The sequence below is a fragment of the Oceanimonas doudoroffii genome (genome assembly GCF_002242685.1).
Classification (GTDB): Bacteria; Pseudomonadota; Gammaproteobacteria; order Enterobacterales; family Aeromonadaceae; genus Oceanimonas; species Oceanimonas doudoroffii.
In genome coordinates this window covers 1,745,755-1,770,332 of sequence record NZ_NBIM01000001.1, presented here as the reverse complement: position 1 = coordinate 1,770,332, position 24,578 = coordinate 1,745,755, and the positions used below count along the sequence as shown (strand labels likewise).

General features: G+C 60.2%; 17 protein-coding genes and 1 pseudogene. 8 read left to right on the top strand and 10 right to left on the bottom strand.

Annotated features, from left to right (window positions below):
• The first annotated feature begins 168 nt into the window (after window positions 1-168).
• Window positions 169-921 carry a M48 family metallopeptidase gene (locus tag B6S08_RS08175; RefSeq protein WP_240919636.1) on the top strand — a complete coding sequence of 251 codons (753 nt, stop codon included), beginning with the start codon at window positions 169-171 and terminating at the stop codon, window positions 919-921.
• Window positions 922-1,094: 173 nt separating this feature from the next.
• Here B6S08_RS08175 and B6S08_RS18625 read toward each other — a convergent pair.
• Window positions 1,095-1,271 (bottom strand): annotated as a pseudogene (locus tag B6S08_RS18625) (2Fe-2S iron-sulfur cluster-binding protein); the annotation flags it as partial.
• A 488-nt stretch (window positions 1,272-1,759) separates the two neighbouring features.
• The gene (locus B6S08_RS08165; protein ID WP_094200222.1) at window positions 1,760-3,079 is read right to left on the bottom strand and encodes an NAD(P)/FAD-dependent oxidoreductase; all 1,320 of its coding nucleotides are present in this window, start codon (window positions 3,077-3,079) and stop codon (window positions 1,760-1,762) included.
• A 221-nt stretch (window positions 3,080-3,300) separates the two neighbouring features.
• Here B6S08_RS08165 and B6S08_RS08160 point away from each other — a divergent pair, with 221 nt between their 5' ends.
• Complete coding sequence (locus tag B6S08_RS08160) at window positions 3,301-4,245, top strand: LysR substrate-binding domain-containing protein (RefSeq protein ID WP_094200221.1); 945 nt, start codon at window positions 3,301-3,303, stop codon at window positions 4,243-4,245.
• A gap of 40 nt (window positions 4,246-4,285) precedes the next feature.
• Here B6S08_RS08160 and B6S08_RS08155 read toward each other — a convergent pair whose 3' ends face one another.
• The 6 genes from B6S08_RS08155 to B6S08_RS08130 all read right to left on the bottom strand — a co-directional run bounded on the left by B6S08_RS08155 (window position 4,286) and on the right by B6S08_RS08130 (window position 12,638).
• Complete coding sequence (locus B6S08_RS08155) at window positions 4,286-4,645, bottom strand: RidA family protein (RefSeq protein ID WP_094200220.1); 360 nt, start codon at window positions 4,643-4,645, stop codon at window positions 4,286-4,288.
• A gap of 67 nt (window positions 4,646-4,712) precedes the next feature.
• Entirely contained in the window at window positions 4,713-6,341 is a 1,629-nt protein-coding gene (locus B6S08_RS08150) for a BCCT family transporter (RefSeq protein ID WP_094200219.1), read from the bottom strand.
• Window positions 6,342-6,490: 149 nt separating this feature from the next.
• The gene (locus tag B6S08_RS08145; protein ID WP_094200218.1) at window positions 6,491-7,741 is read right to left on the bottom strand and encodes a M24 family metallopeptidase; all 1,251 of its coding nucleotides are present in this window, start codon (window positions 7,739-7,741) and stop codon (window positions 6,491-6,493) included.
• Between the two features lie 49 nt (window positions 7,742-7,790).
• Window positions 7,791-9,026: an aromatic ring-hydroxylating oxygenase subunit alpha gene (locus B6S08_RS08140; protein WP_094200217.1), complete on the bottom strand. Its 1,236-nt coding sequence runs from the start codon at window positions 9,024-9,026 to the stop codon at window positions 7,791-7,793.
• Window positions 9,027-9,411: 385 nt separating this feature from the next.
• Window positions 9,412-10,773, bottom strand: coding sequence for a sigma-54-dependent transcriptional regulator (locus tag B6S08_RS08135; protein WP_094200216.1), 1,362 nt, complete (start codon window positions 10,771-10,773; stop codon window positions 9,412-9,414).
• Window positions 10,770-12,638: a sensor histidine kinase gene (locus B6S08_RS08130; RefSeq protein WP_094200215.1), complete on the bottom strand. Its 1,869-nt coding sequence runs from the start codon at window positions 12,636-12,638 to the stop codon at window positions 10,770-10,772. Before B6S08_RS08130 ends, B6S08_RS08135 begins: the two co-directional genes overlap by 4 nt.
• Before the next feature lie 295 nt (window positions 12,639-12,933).
• Between B6S08_RS08130 and B6S08_RS08125 the strand changes: the two genes are divergently transcribed.
• The 4 genes from B6S08_RS08125 to B6S08_RS08110 all read left to right on the top strand — a co-directional run bounded on the left by B6S08_RS08125 (window position 12,934) and on the right by B6S08_RS08110 (window position 19,954).
• Complete coding sequence (locus B6S08_RS08125) at window positions 12,934-14,340, top strand: cytochrome ubiquinol oxidase subunit I (protein WP_094200214.1); 1,407 nt, start codon at window positions 12,934-12,936, stop codon at window positions 14,338-14,340.
• A gap of 1 nt (window position 14,341) precedes the next feature.
• The gene (locus B6S08_RS08120) at window positions 14,342-15,337 is read left to right on the top strand and encodes a cytochrome d ubiquinol oxidase subunit II (RefSeq protein ID WP_094200213.1); all 996 of its coding nucleotides are present in this window, start codon (window positions 14,342-14,344) and stop codon (window positions 15,335-15,337) included.
• Window positions 15,338-15,581: 244 nt separating this feature from the next.
• Complete coding sequence (locus B6S08_RS08115) at window positions 15,582-18,221, top strand: GAF domain-containing protein (RefSeq protein ID WP_094200212.1); 2,640 nt, start codon at window positions 15,582-15,584, stop codon at window positions 18,219-18,221.
• A complete protein-coding gene (locus B6S08_RS08110; RefSeq protein WP_094200211.1) occupies window positions 18,218-19,954 on the top strand; it encodes an EAL domain-containing response regulator in 1,737 nt (578 codons plus the stop codon). Before B6S08_RS08115 ends, B6S08_RS08110 begins: the two co-directional genes overlap by 4 nt.
• A gap of 88 nt (window positions 19,955-20,042) precedes the next feature.
• Here the strand turns inward: B6S08_RS08110 and B6S08_RS08105 are convergent, their stop codons facing one another.
• Window positions 20,043-21,527, bottom strand: coding sequence for a Na+/H+ antiporter NhaC family protein (locus B6S08_RS08105; protein ID WP_094200210.1), 1,485 nt, complete (start codon window positions 21,525-21,527; stop codon window positions 20,043-20,045).
• Between the two features lie 121 nt (window positions 21,528-21,648).
• Window positions 21,649-23,061 (bottom strand): glutamine synthetase family protein, encoded by a 1,413-nt coding sequence (locus B6S08_RS08100; RefSeq protein WP_094200209.1) that lies wholly within the window; start codon window positions 23,059-23,061, stop codon window positions 21,649-21,651.
• A 184-nt stretch (window positions 23,062-23,245) separates the two neighbouring features.
• Here B6S08_RS08100 and puuD point away from each other — a divergent pair, with 184 nt between their 5' ends.
• Window positions 23,246-24,016, top strand: coding sequence for a gamma-glutamyl-gamma-aminobutyrate hydrolase (gene puuD, locus B6S08_RS08095; protein ID WP_094200208.1), 771 nt, complete (start codon window positions 23,246-23,248; stop codon window positions 24,014-24,016).
• Window positions 24,013-24,573, top strand: coding sequence for an HTH-type transcriptional regulator PuuR (gene puuR, locus B6S08_RS08090; protein WP_094200207.1), 561 nt, complete (start codon window positions 24,013-24,015; stop codon window positions 24,571-24,573). The genes puuD and puuR overlap by 4 nt, the downstream gene beginning before the upstream one ends.
• Window positions 24,574-24,578 lie beyond the last annotated feature (5 nt).

Sequence of the window (24,578 nt, the reverse complement as noted above, 5' to 3'; positions counted from 1 at the left end):
GCTTTTTTTGAATCGGGATCACTCGCTGGCCGGCCCGAGCCCTTCGCAGGCTTGCAACTTACCCCCTGCTCCTTTAAGTTGCGAAACTTGCGAAATGGGATGCAAATGAGGATGGTACTTCCTGGTGAGGGAGTATCTGCCATCAATAACGAATACGAGAGAGCCAAAATGAAACAAACCATGATAGCGGCACTGGTTGCCGTGGCCGGCCTGACCGGTTGCGTATCCAACGACACCAGTGGCCTGCTCGGCGCCGGCATGACCGCTTTTAAGGGGGTGACCCTGTCCAAGGCAGAACTGCAGGCCGAGGCCAGCCTGTCTGCCGAGCAGATGGATGCCCAGAGCAAACTGTCCGCTCCCAACAGCCAATACAGCAAACGGCTGGCGAAGTTGACCAGGGAGCTGACCAGCATAGATGGCACTCCGCTGAATTTCGCCGTCTATGAGTCTGACGAAATCAACGCCTTCGCCATGCCCGACGGCACCGTGCGGGTGTATTCCGGTCTGATGGATGTGATGGATGACGCCGAACTGGTGGCGGTTATCGGGCATGAAATTGGTCATGTCAAATTCGACCACTCCCTTAACCAGTTCAAGACCGCGTACCTGACCGAAGCCGCCAAGCAGGCCGCCGTGGCGGCCGGCGGCACCGTGGGCTCGCTGGCTTCGTCCCAGTATGGCGACATTGGCGCCAAGTTCGTGAGCGCCCAATTCTCCCAGCAGGATGAGCTGGAGTCCGATGCCTATGGGGTGGAGGTGTTGTGCCAGCTGGGCATGGATCCCTATGCCGCGGCCCGCGCCCAGCAAAAACTGCAGAAGCACGCCGGTAACGGCGGCGGACTGTTCTCCAGCCATCCGGCTACCGACACCCGCATCAAAAAGGCGGAAGCCGCGGCGGCCAACGCGTCCTGCAGCGGCTGAGACGAGCTTGCCTGTTGTTGACCATGCCGGCCTTGGGCCGGCATTTTTATGTTCTGCGGGCCGTTGAAGCAGGCTGGCGTTAGCCAATCTCGGTAGGCGATAACGGTGTTTGCTGTCGGAATACTGCAGCAGCTGAGAATATAGCCCTCGGCGATATCGCCCTCGGAAATTCCCCCATTTTGCTCCATGGTCACATCGCCAGCGACTTTGCGTACCTTGCAGGTGCCGCAAATGCCCATGCCACAGGCCTTGGGAATATAGAGCCCCAGCTTGGCGGCGGCGGTATGCACGGTTTCACCCGGGGCAATACTGACGCTCTTGCCTGACTCGCTGAATTCGACCTGAACCATGTCTGCACTCGCCAGGCTGTCGCTTTCCTCCTGGGCCAGCTCAATTTGTTCCACCACGTCGGTTTTCACCTCATCGGGGGTCGCGCCAAAGCTCTCTTCATGATAATGCGCCATGGGATAGCCCAGACGTTCCAGCAGGGATCTGACCGCCCTCATATAGGGCGTGGGGCCGCAGCAAAAGACCTCTCGTTCCATAACATCGGGGGCGATCAGCCTGAGCATGTCTTCGCCCAGGTACCCGGTAAAGCCGCTCCAGGGTGACAAACTGACCCGGTTTGAAGAAAAACATCACCGGTTGCTCGGCCATAAAACAAAAGGTTTTCACATCCCAGGTTTCCTGAATGACCTTGACGCAGCGCACGGCATGGCGGCCATTGACCCAGGTTTGTGTGTTAACGGCGTGTACGGCTGGGGTCATGGTGGCGACTCTCCTGAAAGATGAATAATGTCGAAAGCGAAAAAGGCCCGGTCACGGCCGGAGTGTTAGCTCATATTTCACCGCCGGCCTTGCCGGACTCGTAACGCAGGCGAATGCGGGCGCCCACGGCGCGCAGGGGGTCGGGCGGAACCCAGCTGGGCCGGTTGCTTTGCCGAATAAAGTCGAGTTCGCTGCTGTGGTGGCCGGCAATCCATTCGGCCAGGTAATACCCCAGGTAGGTGCCCTTGGCGACGCCGACCCCGTTCATGCCACTGAGTGCATACAGGTTGTCCGTCGATTGCTGGAACACCGACTGATGATTAAGGGTCATGCACAGCATGCCGCCCCAGGTGTATTCAAAATCGAGTCCGTCCAGCATGGGAAAGCGGGCGGAAAAAGAGGTTTTGTGCTGTTGCCAGGCGCGTTCCAGCTCCGCCTGGCCGGTGCGCAACGAGGTATTAAAATTGAAGCTGTTGCGAATGAAAATGCGCCGGTCCGGAGTCAGGCGTACCGTGGTGCCGGCCGGGTGGGCCGAGGTCAGCCCCCAGGGAGCAATGTCGGGAAAGTGATGTGCGGCCTGGTTCTCACTCATGGGGCGGGTCAGGCTGGCATAGGTGAACACCGGGGCCAGGCGGTGCTGGAACAGGCCAAACTCTTCACCGAATGAATTGGTACTGAGCACCAGGGTTTTGGCCTCGATCTCGCCACCCAGGAAGCGGGCCCGATGCGGGCTGCCAAACTCCATGCCGGTGACCGGGCTGTTTTCAAACAGGGTGACATTGGAGGGCAGTGCCTGGGCTACCCCTTGCGCCAGGGCCGCCGGGTTCATCAGTATGTTATTTGGCGTATACACCGCCTTGCGGTAATACTCCGTGCCCAGCCGCTGCCGCAGGGCATGGCCTTCCAGCACTTCGTAGGGCGTGTTCAGTGCATTCAGCGTATGGGTGAAGCCATCGATATGGCGAAGGTTGTCGGCTTCGTGGGCGGCAAGGTATTTGCCCGCTTTTTGCCATGCACAGTCGATATGGTGTTGCCGGCGCAGCCGATCCAGTCGGTCAATGGCAAAGCGGTTGAGCCGGTGAATCTTTTTGTCTTGCTCGGGATCGGCATTGGCATCCAGGTTATGGGGCAGATCGATGATAAAACCGGCATTTCTGCCTGAGGTTCCCTGACCGACACGCAAGGCATCGACCAGGGCAATACGGCTGTCGGGCCAATGTTCGGCCAGCCGGCCGGCAACCGAGAGCCCGCTGAAGCCGGCCCCGACAATCAGAACGTCAAAGCGGTGCCTGCCCTTGAGGCGACGAGCCGAACTGCGTCCGGTGAGCGGCGAGGTTTCATACCAACCCAGTTCACCGTCAATGGCAGGAAGGCGAAGTATCTTTTTCATGGTCTGGCTCCCAATATGTTATGTAGCTGATACTAAATTTTGATAAAAACTTTACAATCGACAAATAAGCACCGATAGATTCCTGTCAGGAATCTAAAGCCGAAGTGCGTTATAAAATAAGAAACGAACAGAGAAGCCAGCAGGCCTGCTCCTTGTGTGAGCAGGCCGAAATGTGATTGTGTCGTGAAGGGAATGCATTCCCAGTATATGGAAGTACCATCATGAAGCCCTTGTTTAAACAATTGCCGCCACTGCAAACCCTGACCTTTTTTGAAGCCGCCGCCAGGCACGCCAGTTTTACTCGTGCCGCCGACGAGTTGTGCGTGACTCAGAGTGCGGTCAGCAAGCAGATAAAGTTACTGGAGGAATATCTGGGGGCCGAGCTGTTTTATCGAGAGCGCCGGCAGGTAATGCTGACGGATGATGGCCTTGAGCTGTTTGCCGAGGTTAAAACAATGCTGGGGCAATTGGCCGACAGTTGCAACCGCATACGATCCCATGTTTACAGCAAAAACGTTACTATTGTTTCAACGGTGGCGGTGGCACATTACTGGCTGTTTCCTCGCATTGCCCGTTTTAATATGGAATTTCCGGATATTAATATCAATATCTACGCCACCGATGAAATCACCGAAGATCTTTGCAGAAAGTCGGATATGGGCATTCTCTACGGTTACGAGCAGTGGCAGTCAAACCTGACCGGGCATTACCTTTTTCGGGAACGTATTTATCCCGTTTGTGCCCATGATCTGCCACTGACCGACATCAACAGGCCCGAAGACCTGCTGAATAACCGCATTGTGCATCTGGATCCGTTGAAGTGGCGCTGGGTTAATTGGGGCGACTGGTTTCGTCATTTTGGTATTCACTATCAGGTGCCCGGTCATGCCCTTGTTTTCAATCAGGTTCCCTTGGCCATGAATGCGGCGCTGCAGGGAATGGGGATCACCCTGGGGTGGGAATTTATGCTCAGGGAGATGCTGGAAAACCGATTTATCCGTATTGTCGGCGATGATTATGTGGAAACCGGCAGGGCCGATTACCTGGTTTACAGCTCGGCAAAACCCCTGTCGACCTCGGCTTGTGTTTTTCGTGACTGGTTGTTGCAAGACGCCGAAGCCGATACCGCCCGGCTGGATGCCATGGTTAATCATGGCAGCGAATAGGCCACAACAAGCCCACAGTGAATACTGTGGGCAATATTGATTATGCACTCAGGCTCAGGGCTACCGCCTGTGCTTCAATCAGGTAGCTGGGGTCGGCCAGCGCCGACTGCACGCAGGCCCGAGTGGGTTGGTTGCTATTGCCGAGCCAGGCTTCATAGACCTCGTTCATCGCATTGAAGTGTTCGATATCGCTCAGCCAGATATTCACGCTGATTAACCGGGACTTGTCAGAGCCGGATTCGGCCAGCCATTTCTCAATCTTTGCCAGTACCTCGGTGGTCTGCTGCTGAATATTGCCCTGCAGGTGATCGGCCACCTGGCCGGATAGAAAAACGAAGCCATTAACGGCGATGGCCTGGCTCATTCGTGGGCTGGTTTCTTTTCGCTGAATTGTCGTCATGAGTGCTCCAATAGCATTGGTTTGCTGATGTATCGGTGTAAGGAGGGCGGGAATCATCCCGCCCGGCTCAGGCCGCGTTATTCTCGGCGTTGGCGGTTTGTTGTTTGCTCAACGCGGATTTAAGGGTGCCGGCACACATCAGGATCATGATCACCGAGAAGGGCAGGGCACCGATAACCATGGCCTTTTGAATGGCCTCCAGGCCACCGGCAAACATCAGGGAGCCCACCACCAGGGTGAGTATGGTTCCCCAGACCACGCGATGGCTGGCACCGGGTTGATCGTTCCCCCCCGCCATAATGGTATTCAGTACCAGCACGCCGGAGTCTGCCGAGGTAACCAGGTAGGTCAGGATCAACAGGATCACCATCAGCGACATGCCCAGGGCGGCATTGGCCGGCAGCATTTGCTGCAGGGTGACGAACATCTGGGATTCGATAACGGAGCCCACTATGCTGCCATTGGCACCGCCGTTCAGCTCCAGATCCAGGGCGGTGCCTCCCAGCAGGGCAAACCACAGGCAGCACATCAGGGTGGGGATTATCATGGCGCCGATAATAAATTCCCTGATGGTGCGCCCGCGGGAAATACGCGCCAGAAACAGGCCGACAAAAGGCGCAAAGGCTATCCACCATGCCCAGTAATAGATGGTCCAGCCGCCTTGCCACTGACCCAGTTCCGATGCCTGATCCCACACGGTAAAGCTCATGGCCGGCAATGCGATCAGGTAATCGGCCAGGCTGCTGACATAGGTGGAAAAGGCAAAGGCAGTGGAGCCGAACAGGGCGAACACCGTCAGCAGCACAAAGGACAGTGCCAGATTAACGTTGCTGAGCCATTTAACGCCCTTGCCGACACCGGTCATGGCCGACAGGGTAGACAGGCCCATGACCAGCAGCAGGGCGAAGACCATGGCCGAGCCGGTTGGCTTGCCTTCGCCGTTCAGCAACCAGGCCGCTCCGGTGACGCTTTCAAAGCCGGAGATCAATTGCAGAACGCCGGTGCCCACCGTGGTGGAAATGCCCAGCACGGTCGCCACCACGGCAATAATATCGATGGCATGGCCCAGGGAGCCATTCAGGCGATCACCAAACAAGGGGATCAGGGCAGAGCGAACGGTCAGTGGCAGTTGCTGCCGATAGGCGAAATAGGCCATGGCCAGGCCGATAGACACATAAATGCCCCAGGCATGCAGCCCCCAGTGTAAAAACGAGTATCGAATGGATGATGGTACCGTATCGGCAGTTTTGGCACTGACCATCCCCTTGATGACATCCGGGTTGCCGGCGAAGTGATACATGGGCTCGCCAATGGAATAGAACATCAGCCCTATGCCCATGCCGGCACCGAACATCATGGCAAACCAGGAAAAGTTGGAAAACTCGGGGCGTTCATGTTCCTGTCCCAGCCGTAGTTTTCCGAACGGGCTGAGTGCCATGGCCAGGCAAAATATCAAAAACAGGCTGACCGAAATAATATAATAGGAGTTGAACATGGCGAGTAATGCCGTATTGATTGATCCCAGGGTCGATGCCGCCTTGCTGGGCATGACAATGGCAAACAATACCAGCATTACAATAATCACTTTACTGATGATGGTAATGGTCGGATTCAGGCCTTTATAAAACCCTTGGCGAGAGGTGGGAATATTTACCTCCGGCCCTATGCTGCGGTTTGTTGTGGTTTCCTTAAGCATGACATCTCCTTGTTCGTTTTAATCTCATGATTAAAACAAATCTTCCTTGGGTGAATCGTGGTAAATCTATAGGCGTCCTGCTGGTAAATCATGATGAAATGGGCGAGTGAAGAAAGGGCCGTGGCTGATATCAGCCACGGCCCTTTCATTCAGATAAGCCAGTCTTCTTCCCAGGGGTAGTTGGAAAGCGGCACACAGCCATTTTTGGTGATCAAGACCTGCTGCTCCAGCTTGATGCCTTCCTGACCGCCTTCCACGGCAATGCAACTTTCTACGCAGATGGTCATGTTTTCTTCGAGAATACCGTCATACCCCGACTTTTCCCAATCGTCTCCCGGGTGGGCAATGGCCGGGTATTCGTCTGCCATGCCGATGCCATGGGCGATGCAGCAGTAACGGTTCTTGTAGAACTCGTCGGGAATGGGCCAGCTTTTGTCGACAAATTCCGTGATGCTCATGCCGGCTTTCAGAATATCCATGTTGTGGTGTATCTGCTGGTAGGCAGCACTGTAGAGGCGACGCTGTTCGTCTGTGGGGCGAACATGCCCCACCGTCCAGGCACGGGAGATGTCGGCACAATAGCCATAAGGACCAATCATGTCGGTATCGAAGGCGATGATTTCCCCCTCGTTCATCACACGGTTGCTGCATTCCTGCATCCAGGGGTTGGTGCGCGGCCCCGAAGCCAGCAGCCGGGTTTCGATCCACTCACCGCCATGACGAATGTTCTCAAAGTGCAGGTGGGCCCACAGCTCCTGCTCGGTCATGCCCGGCCGCAGCTCCTCGAACATGCGTTGCATGCCATGCTCGCACACGGTGATGGTCCACTTCATCAGCTCAAGCTCTTCTGACGATTTAAGGGAGCGGGCCTGCTCCAGCAGCGGCTGGCCCTGCTGAAGCTGAACGCCCAGGGCGGTGAGGCAGGGCACGCCTTCTGGCTCCATCTTGTCGACCGCCAGGCGCATGTTGCCGCCACCATGTTGGCGAAGCAGGTCGGCTATCTCGGCGGCCCACACTTTTGCCTTTTCCGCGACTCGAGGACCGGCGCCGAAATAGGCCCAGTTCACGGCCAGGCGGACTTCATCCACGGTTTCCAGGTGTTCGCACAGGTGTTCGCAATTGTGGAACTCCCAGATGATCACCGGGCCATCGGCAAACACCATGGCATAGCGGGAAGCATTGTGGGCGGTCCAGACCTGCATGTTGGATGCATCGGTGGCATAGCGAATATTGACCGGGTCATAGAGCAGCACGGCGGCGCAGTCATGTTTGAGCAACTGCTCCCTGACCCGTTGCAGGCGATAGGTCCGGGCCGCTTTGTGCACCTTTTCCGTCACCGGGTTACGCAGTGGTTGCTCCCTGGCGATGTCATTAAGATAGGTATGCTTGGTTTCGAACATGGTTTACCTGCCTGAAAGAATGCGATTGAGTCGATGAACAACGGGTTTGTCAGATACCCGATTGCAACTGCTTGATGTACCAGCCGATAAAGTTCATCACCAGGCCTTCGGTTTCTTCCGAATACTGTCCTGGCTGATAGGCGTCGGAACGAATGCCGGCGTGGTTGATTTCTGCCAGCCATCTGTCCTGATCATTGGTCTGAACCCAGACATGGGTCAGGTTATCCAGGTCATAGTCGACCCCTTCCTGAGCGTCTTCATGCACCAGCCAGCGGGTGCGCACCAGGGTTTCGCTTTCTGAAATGGGAATGGCCATGGTGGTGACCACATGGTCACACATAAAGTGATGCCAGGAGTTGAAATGGGTCCACATGGACAGGTCGCTGTTGTCCGGCTCAGTGAATCCGGGCAGCAGCTTTTTACAGGCCAGCTCGCCGTTCATGGTCTGCGACAGGGCGCCGTTTTCCAGAATCATCATCATGGCCCGGTACCAGCGATCCGCGGTCAGATCCAGCGGCTCGTGGGTCATGCCCATGCTGTCCCACAAGGGGCGTTTGACTGCATAGGCCTCATCGATTTTTTTGGCAATGGCGGCGGCTTCCCGAGGGTCGTCCGGCCAGCCAAAACCGGCACCAAAAGGCGGCCAGCTTTTTAACAGCTCCGGATGGTTGGCATTGCAGTGGTAGCACTCCCGGTTATTTTCCACCACCAGCTTCCAGTTGGCCTTTTCGATGATGTCGATTTCCTTGGCAACCTTGAGCCTGTCGAGTTGATAGAAGCCGACATAGGGCGCCAGATCTGTCTTCATCTTCTCAATATCGGCATAGGAAGGGTCTTTCGACAGGTTGATAAACAGCAGGCCGGCAATGGACTCTATGGCGACGGGCTTGAGGCCATTGCCTTTGCAGGAAAACGACTCTCCCATGCGCCCGGCATAAATCAGATCGCCGTTCAGGCCATATACCCACTGGTGATAGGGGCACACCAGTTTGGGTACATTGCCTTTTTCGGTAACACAGATTTGCGCGCCTCTATGGCGGCAGGAATTATGAAAGGCACGAATATCTCCCTGTTCATCCCGCACCAGTATGATGGAGTTATTATCAACCTGCACAACCCTGAATTCGCCTTTTTTCTTGAATTCGGATACCACACCAACATAAATCCAGGTTTTCTTGAATATTTGCTCAACATCAAATTTAAATATTTCATTTGAGGTGTAGAACGCAGCGGGCAATCCTTTACCCTGACGATATTGGTGTAACAGCTCAGCGATTTTTTCCATTGCTCATTCCTCAATTGCCCAGCTTGATTAAAAAGGCGTAGGGTTGTTATTAATGCCCTGACCACGGTGCATTCATTTTTTAAATGGTGAATTGTCGGTCAGGTTTTAATTGGCCGTATCAACAAGTCCAATTTAGGCAGCAGTGAATCTGCATCACTGTCTGTTTTGATGCATTTTTTATTAACAAGTTGTTATCATCAAGTGACTTATCAGACTCGACAGATGAGTAAGAGGAATGTATCTCTCATCTGTGTTTGTTAAGCCGGGTCTTCAGCAATGCTTTTCTGATTGCGACCCATTGATTGCCCGTTGCGATGCCGGACATGGGGGGCATATGCCGAATTTTCTGCCGGCATATGGCACCCGGGGGCGAGCGGTATGCAGCTTACAATCCGTAGCGTTCTATTTTTTTCAGCAGGCCCTGGCGCGATAGCCCCAGGGCCTGGGCGGCGTGCGTGCGGTTGTTGTCGTGGCGGGTGAGGGCATCGGTGATCAGGGCAATTTCCAGTGCCCGCACCTGGGCGTCCAGGGTGTCTCCAGCAGGCTGGGGCCGGGCCGGCGCCTGCTCCCGGGCGTCGGGATAGAGCAGGGCGATGTCGTCCAGGGTGATAATCCCCCCTTGTGCGATGGCGGCCACGCTGTCGAGGGTGCTCTTCAGCTCGCGCACATTACCCGGCCAGCGGCGCTGAATAAACCAGTGAAAGGCCGCCGAGTCCGGGTGCAGGGGGGGCTGGCCACAGCCCTGAGCCTGCAGCTCCAGGAAATGGCTCACCAGCAGCGGAATGTCTTCCGGCCGTTCATCCAGGGGGCGGGTTTCAATGGTCACGCCCTTGATGCGGTAAAACAGGTCTTCCCGAAACTCGCCACTGGCTACCCGGTCGGGCAGGCTGGCGTTGGTGGCGGAGATCACTCGCACGTTGATGGTTTCCAGGGTGCGTCCACCCACCGGATAGAAGCTGCCTTCCTGCAAGACTCTCAGCAATTTCACCTGCATGGCCAGAGGCATGTCGCCGATCTCATCCAGAAACAGGGTGCCGCCGTCGGCCAGCTTGAGCAGGCCGTCCTTGTTGCGGTCGGCACCGGTAAAGGCGCCCTTGGTGTGGCCGAACAGCTCGCTTTCCAGCAGCTCGGCGGGAATGGCGCCGCAGTGCACCGATATAAAGGGGCCATCGGCTCGAGTGCTGAGATCGTGAATGGCGCGGGAGATCACTTCCTTGCCGGTGCCCGAGGGCCCGGTGACCAGCACCCGCACGTCGGTGGGCGCAATGCGCCCGACCAGGGCGCGAATGGTGTTCATCGCCGGGGAGGCGCCAATCAGGGTGCTGATGGGATGTTGCCGGCCCATGCGGGTTTTCAGGCTGTTGAGTTCGCGCACCAGTTGGTGCTTGGTAATGGCACGGCGAATCACCACCGCCAGCAGATCCGGATCCATGGGTTTGGCCAGCAGATCCCAGGCGCCCTGGCGCAGGGCCTCAAGCGCCAGCTCGCGCTCGCCGTGGCCGGTGAGAATGATTACCGGCCTGTCGGTGAATTCGGGCAGGGCGGCCAGGGTGTGGTGCGGATCAAACAGGGGCGGCAGGGACAGATCCAGCAGGATCAAATCCGCATCCACCCGTCCCAGCAGGGCACGCAGCTCGTCAAGATCGGCGCCGGTATGGACTTCGTAGCCTTCCGAACGCAGCCACTGGGCACTCAGGGTGCGAAAGGCGGGTTCATCGTCGATCACCACAATGCGGGCCATGGTCATGATGCGGGCTCCTCGGGAAAGGAAAATTCAAAGGTCACCGGCCAGCCGGCGTCGTTGCGGTGGCGAATATGGCCGCCGTGGGCTTCCATGATGCGTTGTACGATGGCCAGGCCCAGGCCGCTGCCGCCCTGGCGACGGGTTACAAAGGGGCGGAACAGCCGGCCCTGCATGTCGGCCTCGATGGCCGGGCCATTGTTGTGCAGCCACAACACCCCGGGGGCGTCTCCGGCTTCCAGCCGAATATGACCCTGTGGCTGGTTGCGTACAAAGGCCAGGGCGTTGTCGATCAGGTTGGTCAGCACCTGCTGCAGGCGGTAGGCATCGGCCCACAGGGTGTAGTTTGCCGGCAGCACATAATCAAACTGCACTCGTTGCCAGTCGAACTGGGGTTGCAGGCTTTTCAGCAGGGGCTCCAGGGGCACGGCGCGGGCCTGGATCTGCAATTGGCCGGAATAGGTCAGCAGATCCGCAATCAGCCGGTCGGCGCGCTTGAGCTGATCCTGAATCATGTTCTTGCGCTCGGCGTCCAGGCCGGCGGTGGCCATGGAGATGATATTGAGCGGGTTGCGCAGCTCGTGGGCCATGGCCGCCGACAGCCCGCCCAGCTCCACCAGGTGCTGTTCCGAAACCCGTTTGCGCTCGGCTTCGGCCAATTGCAGCGAGCGTTCCAGCAGGCCACAGCGGGTAGCCAGCAGGGAGCCGAACACCTCGGCGGTGAGCCGCATGCCGGGGGTAACGTCATCAAAGCCCTTGAGCCGGAACTGCCAGCCCTGGGCATGATGCAGGCACCACAGCTCCAGCCCGGGGCCGGGTTCGTAAAACGGCGTCTGGGTCAGCAGGCGTATGGTGACCGCCTGGCCCATCTGCCGGGCCAGCAGGCGCTCGGCGGTCTGGGCCAGGGCATTCCAGCCGCTGGCGTCGCGCAGCTGTGCCAGCCAGGTTTCCAGCAGTTGCTCATCAAGCCGGCTGCCCGGGTAGACCAAGCGCTCCACCAGGGCGCTTACCGGCCGGTATAACGCCAGAGCCAGCATCAGCAACAGCAGTGAATACAGCCACAACTGCCACTGGGGCACGGCGGCCAGCGCCTGCATGCCCAGCCGTCCGGCCATGGCACTGAACAGTGCCATCAGCCCCAGCAACAGGCCGGTCATCAGAATCCACAGCAGCGCCCGGTTGGCCCAGGCGTTGATTTCCAGCATCTGATAACGCACCACGCCGTAGACCAGCAGCAGCACATAGCTCGGCAGCAGCAACATGGGCCAGGGGTACCAGTGCAGCCCCAGGGAGGGAAAGATAAAGCTGGTGGCCAGCAGCAGGCCCCAGGCACCGGCGGCGAACATGGCGGCAATGGAGCGGCGCCGGTTGCCCTTGTGGTGCACAAAGCCCCACAGCAGCAGGGCATGAGCCAGCACGCCGATGAAAATGGTGTAGCCGATGTTGAACCAGCCACTGCCCTGAAACACGAAATAGTGCTCAAAGGGACCAAAGGCGATGATGCCGCCACCGCCTTGCCACAGGGTGATGATACTGACCAGTACGGCGGCGCCATACAGCAGGCCGCGATAGCGCGCCAGCCGGCTCAGCCAGGGGCGCTGTCCCGGCCCCTGGTTGACGAAGCCGATGGCGAAGTCGAGAAAAAAGGTGGGCATCAGCGGGTTGGCGAGGATCAGCGCCATGCCCAGGGTGTCCAGGCCGTAAAACACCGCCACATGGCCGGCGCACCACAGTGCCATCATCACCCCAAAGCCGGCCAGCGCCTTCATGCTGCGCCGGCTGCGGGCGCGCCAGAACAACCAGGCCGATACCAGCAGGGCGCAGCCGCTGGTGAGCATCATCATGAGTTCAAAGGCGAGTTCCAGGGGCATGGCAACCGTGGCTTCCGGTGTAAATGAAATTGACAGTTCGAGCGTCTGGAACTGTAAACCCTGTTGTCAGTGAGCACAAGTTTTCGCGTCGTTATTGATCCAGGACAAGGCGGGGCGTGCTTTTTAACAGGCTGGCACGCTTTGTGCTTTGTATGCATCACCAAACCAGCAAGTGAGCATAACCCAAATGAACATGACCGCCCTGTTGATGGAATTTTCCGCTATTGTGATCGTTCTTCTGATGGCGGGCCTGCCGGCCCTGGTACGCCGCCAACTGGCCCGTTAAGGAGGATCCATGGAGCTCGATGCCGCCATACTGTCGCGAATACAGTTTGCCTTTACCGTCAGTTTTCACATTATCTTTCCGGCCATCACCATTGGCCTGGCCACCGCCATTGCTATCTGGGAAGGGCTCTGGCTGAAAACCCGTAATCCGGTGTATTTTCAGCTGGCCAAATTCTGGATCAAGCCTTTTGCCATCACCTTTGGCATGGGGGTGGTGAGCGGCATCGTGCTGTCTTACGAGTTTGGCACCAACTTCTCCCGCTTTTCCGAAATCACCGGTGCCGTGCTCGGGCCGCTGATGGCCTACGAAGTGCTGACCGCCTTCTTCCTGGAAGCGGGTTTTCTCGGGGTCATGCTGTTTGGCTGGCAGCGGGTGGGGGAAAGACTGCACTTTTTCTCCACCTGTGTGGTGGCGGTCGGCACCTGGATCTCCGCCTTCTGGATCATCGTCGCGAATTCCTGGATGCAGACCCCGGCGGGGTACGAGCTGGTGGACGGCCGCTTTGAGGTGGCCAGCTGGATGGAGGTGATCTTCAATCCGTCCGTGCCCTACCGCCTGACCCACATGTTGCTGGCGGCCATGCTTAGCGCCACCTTCCTTATCGGTGGTGTCAGCGCCTGGTATCTGTATAAAAAACGGGATCTGGCCTTTGGCCGCAAGGGGCTGTCCATGGCACTGTGGGCGGCGCTGCTGCTGGCACCGGTGCAGGCCCTGGTGGGGGATTTTCACGGCCTCAACGTAAAAGAGCACCAGCCCATCAAGGTGGCGGCCATGGAGGGGATCTGGCCGGAAACCGAGCGCGGCGCGCCGCTGCTGCTGTTCGCGGTGCCCGACATGGAGGCCGAGACCAATCATTTTGAGATCAAGATCCCCAAGCTGGCGTCGCTGATCCTCACCCACGAGCTGGACGGCGAGCTGCAGGGCCTGAAGTCGGTACCCGCCGACGAGCGCCCCTATGTGCCCCTGATTTTTTATTCCTTCCGCATCATGGTGGGCCTGGGCGTGCTGATGATAGGTGCCGCCCTCTGGGGCCTGTGGCTGCGCAGAAAGAACGGCCATTTTGAAAGCCGGCCTTTTCAGTGGCTGATGATGCTGATGATCCCGTCCGGCGTGATCTCCACCCTAGCCGGCTGGTACGTGGCCGAGGTGGGCCGTCAGCCCTGGCTGGTGCATGGCCTGGTGCGCACCATGGAGGTGGTGTCGCCGCTGCCGGCGGAGCGGGTGCTGTTTTCCCTGACCCTGTTTGTGCTGACCTACAGCCTGCTGTTCTGTGTATACCTCTATTTCATGGCCAAGCTGATCCGCAAGGGCCCGCCCGACATGGCCCGCCTGGAGCAACACATGATTGGCATCAAGGCCCCCGGTTTTGCCCTGGCCTGGGTGAAGAAACTGCAACACGACGTGGTGGAGAACTGAGATGGATCTGGCGCTGTTTTATTATTTGCTGCTGGGCTTTGCGGTCCTGATGTATGTGGTGCTGGACGGCTTTGACCTCGGCCTCGGCATTCTTTACCCCTGGTTTCGCAGTGAGGGCGAGCGGGATCACATGATGCGCTCCATCTCCCATGTGTGGGACGGCAACGAAACCTGGCTGGTGTTTGGCGGCGTAGTGCTGTTCGCCGCCTTTCCCGCCGCCTATGCCGGCATACTGGCCACCCTGTACACGCCCATCATCATCATGCTGATCGGGCTTATCTTTCGCGGCGTGGCCTTTGAATACCGGTTCAAGTCACACCGTTCCAAGCCCTGGTGGGACAAGTCGTTTTGGCTCGGCTCCACCGTGGCCACCTTTTGCCAGGGGGCCATTCTCGGTGCCGTGGTGCAGGGGGTGGACGCCGCGCCGGGAGAGCTCGGCGCCCTTGACTGGCTCAGCCCCTTCAGCCTGTTTACCGGCTTTGCGCTGATGGTGGCCTATTCCCTGCTGGCCTGCTGCTACCTGGTGCTGAAAAGCCGGGACCCCGTGCTGACCCGGGCCGCCCACCTGGGACGCCGGCTGGTGCTTGCCATCATGGTCATTCTGCTGGCGCTGAGCCTGTGGATGGTGCTGGACAACGAACAGGTCAGCGCCCGCTGGTTTGACGGCCTCAACTTTATCTGGCTGTCGCCGCTGCCGCTGCTGAGCATGGTGCTGGGCTTTTTACTGTACCGGGATCTGGACGGCGAGCCCCATGAAACCCGGCCCTTCTGGCTGGCCTGTGGCCTGTTCCTGCTCGGCTTTGGTGGCCTGGTGGTGAGCCTGTTCCCTTACCTGATCCCCCATCAGCTCACGCTGTGGCAGGCCAGTGCCCCCGACACCAGCCTCAAGTTCCTGCTGCCGGGCATTCTGATTTTCCTGCCGCTGATCTGCGCCTATACCCTGTGGGGGTACCGTATCTTTTCCGGCAAGGTGGAAGATTTCGAGGAAGGTTACTGATGGCCGGGAAAAAGGGCTGGCTGTGGTTTGCGGCACTTTACCTGGCCGGAGTGGGAGTGATCACCCTGGTGGGGATGGCCATCAGGCTGCTGCTGGGCAGCCCCTGAGCCCCGGTCCGTCGCTGAACAAAAACGACCCGTATGGGTCGTTTTTGTTATGGGGCCACGTTAAGATGCCTGCCTCAGTAATAGGCGTTCCGGCCCGCGCCGCCGTTGCGACATACGCTCAGACACGGGATGTTACCATGCACAGTTCTGCCCCCTTTCCCTCGAACGAACCGGCTCGCCTCGCCTGCCTGCACCAGTTGCAGCTGCTCGATACTCCCCCGGATCCGGAATTCGACCAGCTGGTGGAGCTGGCCTGTCTGCTGCTGAATGCGCCCATGGGGCTGGTGTCGCTGACGGACAAGGAGCGGCAGTGGTTTCGCAGCCAGCGCGGACTTGGCGCACAGGAAGTCCCCCGGGACGCCGCCTTTTGCAGTTGGGTGGTGGCCGACGGGGCACCGCTGGTGGTCAGCGATGCCAGCCAGGACGCGCGCTTTGCCGATCACCCCCTGGTTACCGGGAAGCCCGGCCTGCGCTTTTACGCGGGCATGCCCCTGTACCTGGAATCCGACCTGGTGCTGGGCGTGCTGGCAATACTGGATACCAGGCCCCGCACCCTGAGCGAAGAAGAACTGCGTCGGCTGGAATTGCTTGCCGGTCAGGCCCGGGCCCTGCTGCGGTTACGCTGGAAACGGCAAATGCTCAATGAACAGGGCAGCCTCAGCGACAACCGGCTGGCCCGTTACGAGGCCATTACTCAGGGGGCGGCGGCCGGCATCGTGCGCATCGACGGCCGTGGCCACATTCAAGAGATCAACGATTACGCCCTGAACCTGCTGGGTTACCAAAGAGACGCCCTGCTGGGGGAAAATGTCAGCCGGCTGATGCCATCCCGCTGGGCCGAGCACCACGACCAGTATCTGCGTCACTATACCGAGGGCGGCGACGCCCGCGTGATCGGCAAGGGACGCAAGGTGGCGGCCCTGCACCGGGACGGCCACTCGGTGCCGGTACACCTGGCGGTGGGCGAGGTACGCCTGGACGAGCACCACGGCGAGGCGGAGTTTATCGGCATTCTGACCGACCTCAGTGAAATGCATCAGGCCGAGCTGCGGGAGCGGCAGGCCGCCCGCCAGCTGGAGCGGCAGCAGCGACTGCTGAGCGTGCTGCATAAGGGACTGACCGACTATCATGCGTTGATGTCCGGCAACCGGCTGTGGGGATTCTTGCAGGAGGCGCTCAGGGAGCTGACCGGCAGTGACTATTCCCTGATCGGCGAGGTGCTGCCCGGCGACACCGGGCCGGCGCTCAAGATCCACGCCATTACCGACCTGTCCTGGAGCGAGGAGTCCCGCCAGCTGATGCTCAGGCTGCAGGCGGGGGAGATGCTGCTGACCAACCCCGACAGCATGCTGGGTCAGGTGTTTGCCGGCGGCAGGACAGTCCTCAGCAATCGCATGGCGGACGACCCCCGCCGGGGCGGTTTTCCTCCCGGGCATCCGCCCCTGCACAACTTCCTCGGGGTACCGATCTTTGATGATGGCGAGGTGATCGGCATGTATGCCATCGCCAACGGCCGGGAAGACTACGATGAGAAGCTGGTGTCCTGGCTGGAGCCCTTTACTTCCACCTGCGCCCTGCTGATTAACCTTTATCGCCAGCTGCGCGAACGGGAAGCGGTCACCGAGCAGTTGCGTCAGGCCCGGGATCAGGCCGAGCAGGCCAGCCGTGCCAAGACCGAGTTTCTGTCGTCCATGAGCCACGAGCTGCGCACGCCGCTCAATGCCATCATGGGCTTTGCCCAGCTGCTGCAAAACAACCGGCGAGCGCCGCTGGGCGAGCGCCAGTTGCGCCAGGTGGAACAGATCTACAAAAGCGGCAGCCACCTGCTGAAGCTGATCAACGAGGTGCTGGACCTGGCGCGCATCGAGGCCGGCCGCATCGACATGTCGTTCGAGTCCATTGAGGTGGCCGACGTGGTGCGCGAGGCCTGCGACATTCTTTCGCCCATGGCCGAACAGCATGGCATTCGGCTGCTGGCCCAGATGGGCCGCTGCGGCACCGTCACCGCCGATTACACTCGACTCAAGCAGGTGCTGATCAATTTGTTGTCCAACGCCATCAAATACAACCGCCCCGATGGCCAGGTCGATATCCGTTGCCGTCGCGACGGCGAACGCCTGCGCATTTCGGTGCGGGACACGGGCGAGGGCATAGATCCCGACTACCTCGATCAGCTGTTTCAGCCCTTTAACCGCCTGGGTGCCGAGAACGGTGCCATCGAGGGCACCGGCGTGGGCCTGGCGCTGACCAAGAGCATAGTGGAGCAGATGCAGGGCGAAATTGGCGTCGAGAACTTTCCCGGAGACGGCTGCGAGTTCTGGTTCTGCCTGCCGCTGGCGGCCTCCGGGCCGGCGGCGGCCTTGCCCCAGGAGCTGCCGTCCCGGGAGGTGGCCGCGGCCGGCGGCAAGAGCGTACTCTATGTGGAAGACAACCCGGCCAACCAGCGGCTGCTGCGTGATCTGTTCGAGGAGCTCGACGACTTTGAACTCGCCTGTGTGCACTCGGCGGAGCTGGCCTTTGAAATGGCCTGTGCCAGCCCGCCGGATCTGATCCTGATGGACGTCAACCTGCCCGGCATGAGCGGGGTGGAGGCGGCGCAGTTACTGGGGCGCCATCCGCGTACGCGCCAGGTGCCCGTGGTGGCGCTGTCGGCCAACGCCATGCCGGCAGAGGTGCGCCAGGCCCGCAAGGCCGGGTTTCGCGACTACCTGACCAAGCCGGTGGACATTCCCCGTTTGCTGGCGCTGCTGGATGAACTGACCGGGGAGGCATCATGACCGCGCCGGCTCATGCCGGTGCCCATATTCTGGTGCTGGATGACAATCCCATTAACGTGGAGTTGTTACTCTGCCTGCTGGAAGACGAGGGCTACCGGCAGGTGCGTGGTGAAACCGACCCGCGCCAACTGGCCCGGCACATGCAGGAACAGCCGATGGATCTGCTGCTGCTGGATATTCGCATGCCCCACCTCGACGGCTATCGCGTGCTCGAGTGGCTGGAGGCCGAATGGGGCGTGCGGGCACCACCGGTGATTGTGCTGAGTGCCCAGACCGATGCCGACACCCGGTTGCGGGCCCTGGGCCTGGGCGCCAGGGATTTTCTTAACAAGCCCTTTGATCAACTGGAGGTGTTGCAGCGCATTCGCAATACCTTGCAGGCGCACTTCCTGTTGCGTGAGCGCAGCGACCGGGCCAGGGGGCTTGAGGACGAGGTGCGTCAGCGTACACGGGAGCTGCAGCAACAGGCCATCAGTGATCCGGTGACCGGCCGGCTGAACCGACGGGGCCTGCTGGAGTGCCTGGGGGAACGCCTCGAGGGGGACGTGGTGCTCTATTTTATCGCCCTCGACGGCCTGGAAGACATTGCCAGGCTGCACGGTTTACGGGTGGCAGAAACCCTGAGCCTTACCCTGAGCTCGCGGCTGCAGGCCCTGCTGCAAGAGCCGGACTGTGTGTTTGGCCCCTGGAGCAGCAGCGAATGGCTGGTGCTCGACTTTGGCGCGCCGAAGGCGACCGGTATGGCCCGGCGGGCGGGCGAGCTGCTCGGCCGCCTGACGCAGGGCATGGAAGTGGAGCAGTTGCTGTTGCACCTGGACTGCCGCATCGGCGTCAGTCACAGCGGCCTTGCCCACTCCGGTGAGGAGCATCTGGTGCGTCAGGCGGCCATGGCGCTGCCGCACAAGGCGGGGGAGTGGCGCTGTTTTGAGCCCGAGCTTGAGCAGCGGTTGCTGACCCTCAGTCATTATCGCCAGGCCCTGCGCACCGCCGCCGAGCAGCGGGAGCTGTTTCTGGTGTACCAGCCCAAGGTGGAACTGGTGAATGAGCGGGTGATCGGCGCCGAAGCCCTGTTGCGTTGGACCAGCCCGGAACTGGGGCGCGTGTCGCCGGCGGACTTTATTCCCATTGCCGAGAGCAGCGGCGATATTCTGCGGCTGGGTGACTGGGTGATCGACACCGCCATAGGGCAACTGGAGCAGTGGCTCGAGCAGGAATGCGTGCCGCCGAATTTTCGCGTGGCGGTGAACGTGGCGGCGCTGCAACTGATGCAGCCGGGCTTTGCCGACAGCCTGATCACGCGGCTGGGCCGCAGCCGCCTGCCTGCAGGGGCCATTGAGATTGAGGTGACCGAGTCGGGGCTGATGCAGAACCTGGATCTGGCCCTGGCCCAGTTGCGCCAGCTGGCCGCGGCGGGCATCGGCATTGCCATTGATGATTTCGGCACCGGCTATTCGTCCCTGGCCTATCTCAAGACCATGCCGGTGTCTGTGCTCAAGATTGACCGGGCCTTTGTCGACAGCATGGATACCGACGAACAGGACAGGGGGTTGGCGCAGGCGGTGATCCACATGGCCCGTATTCTGGGTTGCGATACGGTGGCGGAAGGGGTGGAGCGCCCCGAGCAGGTGGCCCTGCTGCGGGCCATGGGTTGCACCCAGATACAAGGCTACTGGTTTTCACCGCCGCTCCGGCCCGAGGTGTTTATTGACTATTGCCAGGAGCAAAACGGGTAAACCCTTGTAGGCCCCACATCAGTGGGGCACTCGAGGGACAAGGAATCTAGTGCAGGCAGATTAGCCCGGCGAAAGCCGGGCCCGTCTGTTACACCAGCCAGAAACCCGCGGCCAGCAGGGTGACCAGGGCGATGGCGCCGCCGATCAGGGCATAGGGCAGCTGGGTCAGGGCGTGATCCATGGTGTCGCAACCGGCGCCCTGGGCCGAGAGCACGGTGGAGTCACTGAAGAAGCAGGCGTGGCTGCCAAAGGCCGAGGCCGACAGCAGTGCACCCACCACCAGCGGCATGGGCACGTCCATGGCCTGGCCCAGGGGCACTACGATGGGCAGGGAGATCACGAACACGCCCCAGCTTGAGGCGGTGCTGAACACCACCGCGGCCATGACCACAAACACCACGGCGGGCAACAGCGCCGGCGTCAGCAGCGGTGTGACCGTGTCGATGATGTAGCGGGTCATGCCCAGCTGATCGTTGACCTCCTTCAGAATGAAGCCGGCGCACACGGTGGCCAGCGGATACAGCATCACCTTGAAGCCGTCCAGGGTTGCCTCCACCTGCTGCTGAAACGACAGCAGCCGCTGCACCGAATAGAGCACCATGGTTACGCCCAGGGCCACCAGCACGCCCTTCAGCAGATCGATGTCGTAATACACGCTGGCCAGTACCAGCACCGCCATGGGTAGCAGAAAGTTGGTCAGTCCCAACCAGCCGGGCACGCTGCGCTCGGGGGCGGGCGTTTCTTCGTCCTGCCAGCCATTGGGCACCGGCTGACCGCCCTGAGCACGGGCCTCGGCCTTCTTCATGGCGCCTAGATCCGGCAGCTTGCGTGCGGCCACCAGTGCCACCACCAGCAGCGCCGCCCAGCCGTAAAACATCCAGGGAATGCTGGCCACATAGAGAGACATGCCCTGGCCGCTTTCGGTGGCGCCGGCGTCTTCCAGCAATGAGGCGAAAAACACCGCCCAGGTGGATACCGGCACCAGAATGCAGATGGGGGCGGCGGTGGAGTCCACGATATAGGCCAGTTTTTCCCGAGAGATATGAAAGCGGTCGGTAATGCGCTTCATGGATGACGATACCGCCAGGGAATTGAGGTAGTCGTCGATAAACACCACCAGCCCCAGGCCGACCGTGCCTACCATGGCGCCTCTGGGAGACTTGATAAGCCGGGTCATGACGGCGCCAAAGCTGTGCACGCCACCGCCCCGGGCCAGCAGGTTGATAAGACCCCCCATCATGCCGCACACCAGGATCAGCCAGGCGATGGTTTCGTCCATCATCACCGCCAGGGTGACGTCCGCCAGCGGGCTCACCAGGTTGGCCGGGTCAAGCAGCAGCAGGCCAAGCAGGCTGCCCGCCAGCAGCGACTCCACGGTTTTGCGGGTGAGCACCGCCATGGTGATCACCAGCGCCGCCGGCAGCAGGCTAAGGGCACCGTAGTCGCTGCCTGATTCATGGGTAAAACCGAGCCAGGCAAAGGCCAGGGCGGCAATCACGGCCACCGCCAGGCCACGCCAGAGCGGTGGCCATTTGACACTGGGGGTAAGGGCCAGGGAGTTGGGCTGTTCCATCATCATCTTCCTTTTTTGGTCGAGGGGACGCCTGTGGGGGCGCTCTTTTATATCAATCCACCCGAAAAGCAAAGCGCCCCGGCTTGTTATGGTGTTATTGGCCGGGGCGCCGGTGCCGTCATCAGGCGTTTTTCAGCATCCATTCCAGTTCGATATCGGTAATGCGCTTTTCAAATTCGAGCAGTTCGTCCTGCTTGCAGATGCGGTATACCTCAACGAACTCCTCGCCCAGGTAGCGCTTGAGCGGCGTGTCGCCTTCAAGCCGGGCCAGGGCACTGCTCTGGCGGGTGGGCAGGGGCAGGCCTTCCTGCTCCAGGCCGTTACCCACCACCGGCTCCGGCAGCGGCAGCGTGTTGTCGAGGCCATGCAGCAGGCCGGCCAGCATGGTGGCCACCACCAGGTAGGGGTTGGCGTCGGCACCGGGCACCCGGTATTCAATGCGACGCGCCTCGTCGTCGCCGGCAGGAATGCGCAGCGCCACGGTGCGGTTGTTGTGGCCCCAGGACGCCTGCACCGGTACATACATGCCCGGCTGAAAACGGCGAAAGGCGTTCATGTTGGGAGCCAGCAGCGCCATGCTGTCGGGCATCAGATCCAGCATGCCGGCCAGCGCCTGCTGCAGCAGCGGGGAGTCCTCGCCCTGTTCATCGGCAAACAGGTTGTCACCCTGTTCGTCGGTCACGCTGATGTGCACGTGCAGGCCGCTGCCCGGGTGTTCCTCATAGGGCTTGGCCATAAAGGTGGCGTCCATCTCGTACTGCTCGGCCACCAGCTTGATCAGCCGCTTCAGTGCCAGCGCCTGATCGCAGGCGGCCAGCACGTCGCTGCCATGATGCATGTTGATTTCAAACTGACCCGGTGCCGCCTCGGCCACGGCACCGTCGGCGGGCAGCCCCTGCAGGGCGGCGATATTGTCGATGTCGGCGAGAATCTCCGCAAAGTTGTTGAGGTTGTCCACGGAATAGACCTGGCTGTAGGTGTCCCGCTTCTGGGTCAGCGGCGAGCAGGGGGGCTGCAGCCGACCCTGCTCGTCCCGGTCCCGGTCCACCAGGTAAAACTCCAGCTCCAGGGCGATTACCGGGGTCAGCCCGCGCGCCTTCACCTGCTTCCATACTCGGTTGAGTACGTTTCGGGGCTCCAGACCAAAGGGCTGTTCGTGTTCGTCCACCATGGTCAGCAGCAGCTGGGCCACGGTTTCCGCATCCGAGGCCGAGGGCACCAGGGTGCCGGCGATGGGATAGCAGGGCAGATCCGGCTCGCCGATGTCCTGGCCGATGCCGGTTTCTTCCACCACGTTGCCGCGAAAGTCCATGGCAAACACCGAGGCGGGAAAGAAGCAGCCGGCTTCAAGCTTGTCGAGGGCACTGATCGGCAGCCGTTTGCCACGAAAGATGCCGTTGAGATCGGTCAGTAAAACGTCCACATACTGGGTTTGGGGGTAGCGGGCAAGGTAGGCGGCCGCCTCCTGTTCAAAGGGAGTAAGGGCCGGCTCGTCGGCCGAGGGAAGGGTCGTTACCGTTGTATTCGCTTGCATGATTTCACCACCATGTGACCGTTAAAAATAATTTACGTTGATAACTTATGTGTGTTTATTATGTTTTGCAAGTGTTAAAAATTGTTGAGGTGAAAGCGGGCTGGTGCTAGGGTTTTGACTATATTTTTTACGGTGGCCGCGCGATAACGGCCAAGTGTTCAAAATTTAAAGCGGGTGAGCGAAGATGACAGCGGTTCATATATTTAACAAACCTTGGGTGGGGGTGATCCTGTGCCAGCAGCAGCTGGGGCCCCATGCCGGCCTGACCGTGCAGCAAAAATACTTGGACGCCATTACCGCCGCGGGGGCGGTGCCGGTGCCCCTGGTGCATCAGCTGGGCGAGGACGAGCAGGCCCTGGCGGCCATGCTGGCTCGCCTCGACGGCATTCTGCTTACCGGCAGCTACAGCAATATGGAGCCGCATCATTACGGTGAGCCCGGTGAGGAAGAGCACACCGATGTGGGTCGGGACCGGCTCAGCCTGCGGCTGATCGCCGCCGCCCGGACCATGAAGCTGCCGCTGTTTGGCATTTGTCGCGGTTTTCAGGAAATGGTGGTGGCCAGCGGTGGCAGCCTGCACCGGCGCCTGCACGAGACCGGCCTGTTTGCCGAGCACCGGGAAAACAAGGAACAACCCCTGGAGGTGCAATACGCCCCGGCCCACGACATTCAGCCCATGGCGGGCGGCCTGCTGGCGCAGCTGGCGGGCAGCGATGTGCAGAAGGTCAACTCACTGCATATGCAGGGGGCAAAAACCACCGGCACCGGTGTGCGGGTGGAAGCCACCGCTCCCGATGGCCTGGTGGAAGCCATCAGCCTGCCGGATCATCCCTTTGCCCTGGGCGTGCAGTGGCACCCGGAATGGCACAGCCGCGACGACGCCCTGTCCCGGGCGCTGTTCGATGGTTTTGTGGCCGCCTGCCAGCACTACGCTCAAGTGCGGGAGGCGGTATGAGCGCCGCTCAGGAACTGGCACCGGGCAGCCGGCTGGCGGACATTCGCCGGCGGCTGGGGCTCAGCCAGCGCCGCGTGGCCGAGCTGTCGGGACTGACCCACGGTGCCATTTGCACCATAGAGCAGGACAAGGTCAGCCCGGCGGTCAGCAGCCTGCAAAAACTGCTCAAGGTGTATGACATGTCGCTGTCGGAGTTTTTTGCCGAGCCGCAGGCACTCACCCGCAACAAGGTGGTCATTAACGAAGAGGAGCTGGTGGAGATCGGCAGCCAGGGGGTGTCGTTCAAGCTGGTGCACAACGGCAACCGTCAGCGGGCGCTGGGATTTCTTATCGAATGCTATGCCCCGGGCACCAGTACCGGCGGCCACCTCAAGCATCAGGGCGAAGAGGTGGGCACCGTGCTGGAAGGGCAAATCGAGCTGACGGTGGACGGCGAGCATTACCGGCTGCAGGCCGGGCAAAGCTATGTTATCGACACCGGGCTGCCCCATACCTTTACCAATACATCGGACCGGGAGTGCCGCATTATCAGCGCCCATACCCCGGCCAACCTGTAATCAAG

What these genes read in the sequence shown, in the direction of transcription:
- B6S08_RS08175 (WP_240919636.1), top strand. Translation starts at nt 169, where the DNA reads ATGAAACAAACCATGATAGCGGCACTGGTTGCCGTGGCCGGCCTGACC.
- B6S08_RS08165 (WP_094200222.1), bottom strand. Translation starts at nt 3,079, where the DNA reads ATGAAAAAGATACTTCGCCTTCCTGCCATTGACGGTGAACTGGGTTGG.
- B6S08_RS08160 (WP_094200221.1), top strand. Translation starts at nt 3,301, where the DNA reads ATGAAGCCCTTGTTTAAACAATTGCCGCCACTGCAAACCCTGACCTTT.
- B6S08_RS08155 (WP_094200220.1), bottom strand. Translation starts at nt 4,645, where the DNA reads ATGACGACAATTCAGCGAAAAGAAACCAGCCCACGAATGAGCCAGGCC.
- B6S08_RS08150 (WP_094200219.1), bottom strand. Translation starts at nt 6,341, where the DNA reads ATGCTTAAGGAAACCACAACAAACCGCAGCATAGGGCCGGAGGTAAAT.
- B6S08_RS08145 (WP_094200218.1), bottom strand. Translation starts at nt 7,741, where the DNA reads ATGTTCGAAACCAAGCATACCTATCTTAATGACATCGCCAGGGAGCAA.
- B6S08_RS08140 (WP_094200217.1), bottom strand. Translation starts at nt 9,026, where the DNA reads ATGGAAAAAATCGCTGAGCTGTTACACCAATATCGTCAGGGTAAAGGA.
- B6S08_RS08135 (WP_094200216.1), bottom strand. Translation starts at nt 10,773, where the DNA reads ATGACCATGGCCCGCATTGTGGTGATCGACGATGAACCCGCCTTTCGC.
- B6S08_RS08130 (WP_094200215.1), bottom strand. Translation starts at nt 12,638, where the DNA reads ATGCCCCTGGAACTCGCCTTTGAACTCATGATGATGCTCACCAGCGGC.
- B6S08_RS08125 (WP_094200214.1), top strand. Translation starts at nt 12,934, where the DNA reads ATGGAGCTCGATGCCGCCATACTGTCGCGAATACAGTTTGCCTTTACC.
- B6S08_RS08120 (WP_094200213.1), top strand. Translation starts at nt 14,342, where the DNA reads ATGGATCTGGCGCTGTTTTATTATTTGCTGCTGGGCTTTGCGGTCCTG.
- B6S08_RS08115 (WP_094200212.1), top strand. Translation starts at nt 15,582, where the DNA reads ATGCACAGTTCTGCCCCCTTTCCCTCGAACGAACCGGCTCGCCTCGCC.
- B6S08_RS08110 (WP_094200211.1), top strand. Translation starts at nt 18,218, where the DNA reads ATGACCGCGCCGGCTCATGCCGGTGCCCATATTCTGGTGCTGGATGAC.
- B6S08_RS08105 (WP_094200210.1), bottom strand. Translation starts at nt 21,527, where the DNA reads ATGGAACAGCCCAACTCCCTGGCCCTTACCCCCAGTGTCAAATGGCCA.
- B6S08_RS08100 (WP_094200209.1), bottom strand. Translation starts at nt 23,061, where the DNA reads ATGCAAGCGAATACAACGGTAACGACCCTTCCCTCGGCCGACGAGCCG.
- puuD (WP_094200208.1), top strand. Translation starts at nt 23,246, where the DNA reads ATGACAGCGGTTCATATATTTAACAAACCTTGGGTGGGGGTGATCCTG.
- puuR (WP_094200207.1), top strand. Translation starts at nt 24,013, where the DNA reads ATGAGCGCCGCTCAGGAACTGGCACCGGGCAGCCGGCTGGCGGACATT.